A 3,173-nucleotide genomic window follows, 5' to 3' on the forward strand; every position below is an offset into this window, starting at 1 on the left:
GGTCGTCGGCGGGAATCTCCCGGCTCGCCTCGTCCACCCGGGACGCAATGATCTGCTGTTCGCGCTCGGTCGTGAGCCACAGCCCGGCCGCGGCACACTGCGCAACAGCTCCGTCGCAACCGGCGCGGGAGAAGATGAAGGTAATGGCCGGAAGCAGTCCTTGACGGTCCAGGCTCGCAATGATCTGGGGCCGGCTGGCCTTGCGCACCGGGCTGCGCTGCTCACTGGCTGTGTTGTCACGCTGGCGGTCCTGCCGCCGGCGGCTGCGTCCGCCATGGCCAAAGCGGCCGCGGAAGTTCATCTGGCTTTCCGCCCGTGCCATGGAAAGCAACTCCGGGTTGACCTCGAATTCCCTTTGCGGGGGGTTCCTGTCGGGCTCCCGGACTGGCTCCGGCACGGATCCTTCGCCGTCTGCTGCCTCCGGAGCGATCTCGTCAAAGGTGGTATCCCCCGCGAAGAGATCAACGATTTCACGCCCCACCATGACGTGCTGCCACAAGGGGACGGGACGGTGTTCGGAGACAATCACGTCGGTGTGTCCACGCACCGTGTCCAGCCACGCGCCGAACTCTTCCGCGTTGGACACCGTGGCGCTCAAGGAAACCACTTGCACTTCGCTGGGCAGGTGGATGATCACTTCTTCCCAGACTGCGCCGCGGAAGCGGTCTGCCAGGTAGTGCACCTCATCCATAACGACGTAGCCAAGGTCCCCCAAGGTGTCCGAATCGGCATACAGCATGTTCCTCAGGACTTCAGTGGTCATCACCACGATCGGAGCCTCGCCGTTGATGGTGGTGTCGCCGGTCAGCAGTCCCACGCTTGAGGCACCGTACTTCGCCGATAGCTCGGAGAACTTCTGGTTGCTCAGCGCTTTGATCGGCGTCGTGTAGAACGCCTTGAGCCCGCGTTCGAGGGCCAAGTAGATGGCGAACTCGCCGACGATTGTCTTCCCGGCCCCCGTGGGCGCCGCCACGAGTACTCCCTTGCCTTCCTGGAGCGAACGGCACGCGTCACGCTGGAAAGGGTCAAGCTCGAACTCCAGCGACTGGGCAAAGGTGCCAAGATAAGTTTTCGACTCGGCACTCCGTTGCGCTGCTGCTTGAAAGGCTTCTGAGGGCGAAAGGGCCCCTGAATTGGAGGACATGCTTCAAGCCTAGTGGCCGTGGGACTACAGGTTCTCCAGATCGGAGGCGGGTGTGGCGAGGTCGGCCGTGGCTTCCGTCTCGGCGGCAATCTTCGACTGCTGGCGGGCGCGACGTTTGTCGTTCAGCATGCAGAGACCAATCGCGGCGAAGAACAGCACCAGGAGCGGGCCGGCAAGCATGAACATTGACAGCGCGTCCGCACCGGGCGCGGCAACCGCTGCCAGGACAAACACGAGAAAGACCGTGATGCGCCAGGCCTTGAGGATGGTCCTGCCGCTCAAGACGCCCGCCATGTTGACGCCCACCAGCACCACCGGTACCAGGAAGGCGATACCCAGGAAAAGAAGCATGTGCGTAGCGAACGTCAAGTACTGGGAAGCGTCGATGTTGTTGGCACCGTTTTGTGGAGTGAACTGCAGCAGTGCCCGCACGACGTTCGGAATCACCAGCCAGGCGACGTACACGCCAACCAGGAACAATGGCACAGCGGCGGCCATGTACCCGAGCGTGTACCGGCGTTCCTTCTTGGTCAGGCCGGGAGTGATGAATGCCCAGACCTGGTAGATCCAGATAGGGCTTGAGAGTACCAGGCCGATCTGGATAGCAATGCGGAGCTTGAAGTCGAAGGGATCGGCCACGCTAGCGAAGTTCAGGACCGCGGTGCGTTTGGTCTCCTGCGCGATCTTGACCAATGGATCCGACAGGCTGTTGACTACCGGCTCATAGAGGAACCACCCTGCCACGGCGCCTAGGAGAATGCCGATGGCAGACTTGATCAGCCGGTTCTTAAGCTCCCTCAGGTGGTCTAGGAGCGCCATCCGCCCTTCGGGGTTGGCTTTGCGGCCCGTCTTCGTTGCCACTACTGCTTAGCTACGGCTTGCAGGCGGAACGTCGGTGTCGTTGCCGCTCTTGTTCGCTTCGGGGTGGTTGACCACTTTGCCTTCAACGGGGTCCGTGTCGTCCTTGGCCGCCGGCTTGCCGTCGTTCTTCATTTCCTTGACTTCGGATCTGATGATGCGCATCGATTGGCCGAGGCTGCGGGCCATGGCAGGCAGCTTGGGTGCCGCGAAGAGCAGCAGGGCCACGATGATGATAATGACAATTGGCCAAGGGCCATCAAATAGTCGTCCCACGGGAAGTCCTTTCGTTGGAATACATCCTACGTCTAACTGAAATCGATGTCGTGCAGAGACTGGGGTTGGCCCCGTTCCGCTTTGCGCTTAACGCGCTTCTGGCGACGCACTTCCTGGCGGGAGGCCTTGGCCGTCACGTAATCATGACGCATCTGTTCCGGTGAGGCAAAAACGGCCGCACCGAACACTTTCACTGGAGACTCGCCGTCGTCGTCGGGGCGTTCGGGAAGGTGCGTGCGGTGCCCCAGCCGCTCCCCTGCGGCACTCAATTCACGCACCGTGGCCATGAACTTCCGGAAAAGCCGGACGCCCAACAGGACGTAGCAAAGCAGCGACACCGCGATCAGCGCGAGCCATAAAAGGATCCAGGACCACCAAGGCATCTGAGTAGTCTAACCAGCCTTCATTGCTTGTACTGCGCAAGTGCGGCAGCCAGCCAGGCGACCGAGGCGTCGGCAAGCCCCTCTGGCGCTAGTATGCGGGCCGCACCGCCGTGCTGTGCGACAAACATCGGCAACCAGTCCGCATTTCCGAACCGGACCTCGGCAAGCAAGCCGCCGTCGGGAAGCACGGCCGTCCGTTCCGCATAATAGTCATCCGCCAGCCCCGCGCCTTGCCGGGTCAGCTGGAGCACGACCACCACGTCCTCGTCGTTCGGTGTGTACAGCTTCACCGGGACGCCCTCCTCGGTGCTTGCGCTCTTGGAAACGGAACGGCCGTTGGGCGCGATCTCCTCGATGCGGTCCAGGCGGAAGTTCCGCAGCCCGGCTTTGCTGTGGCAGTACGCCTCGAAGTACCAGGTGTTGTCCAAGGAATAAAGCCGGAAAGGGTCGACGTCCCGTTGGGACACGGAGTCGTGCTGCTGCGACAGGTAGCGAAGCCGCAATTGGCGGCC

The 3,173-nt window shown here is 62.1% G+C and carries 5 protein-coding genes; all 5 read right to left on the reverse strand.

Annotation, left to right across the window (positions count from 1 at the left end; all coding sequences use genetic code 11):
- Nucleotides 1-1,144: DEAD/DEAH box helicase (locus AHiyo1_RS16120; protein ID WP_148667628.1), on the reverse strand; the 1,144-nt coding region annotated here is incomplete at its 3' end.
- 24 nt (nucleotides 1,145-1,168) lie between these two features.
- Nucleotides 1,169-1,963: a twin-arginine translocase subunit TatC gene (gene tatC / locus AHiyo1_RS16125; RefSeq protein WP_059389226.1), complete on the reverse strand. Its 795-nt coding sequence runs from the start codon at nucleotides 1,961-1,963 to the stop codon at nucleotides 1,169-1,171.
- A gap of 48 nt (nucleotides 1,964-2,011) precedes the next feature.
- The gene (tatA, locus tag AHiyo1_RS16130) at nucleotides 2,012-2,278 is read right to left on the reverse strand and encodes a Sec-independent protein translocase subunit TatA (protein ID WP_059389227.1); all 267 of its coding nucleotides are present in this window, start codon (nucleotides 2,276-2,278) and stop codon (nucleotides 2,012-2,014) included.
- Nucleotides 2,279-2,310: 32 nt separating this feature from the next.
- A complete protein-coding gene (locus tag AHiyo1_RS16135) occupies nucleotides 2,311-2,661 on the reverse strand; it encodes a hypothetical protein (protein ID WP_059389228.1) in 351 nt (116 codons plus the stop codon).
- Between the two features lie 20 nt (nucleotides 2,662-2,681).
- A partial coding sequence (locus AHiyo1_RS16140; protein WP_148667629.1) for a helix-turn-helix transcriptional regulator occupies nucleotides 2,682-3,173 on the reverse strand: 492 nt, incomplete at its 5' end.

Source organism: Arthrobacter sp. Hiyo1, assembly GCF_001263615.2.
GTDB lineage: Bacteria > Actinomycetota > Actinomycetes > Actinomycetales > Micrococcaceae > Arthrobacter.

Excerpts from the sequence above, each read along its gene's own strand:
- tatC (WP_059389226.1), bottom strand. The coding sequence starts at position 1,963 with ATGGCGCTCCTAGACCACCTGAGGGAGCTTAAGAACCGGCTGATCAAG.
- AHiyo1_RS16135 (WP_059389228.1), bottom strand. The coding sequence starts at position 2,661 with ATGCCTTGGTGGTCCTGGATCCTTTTATGGCTCGCGCTGATCGCGGTG.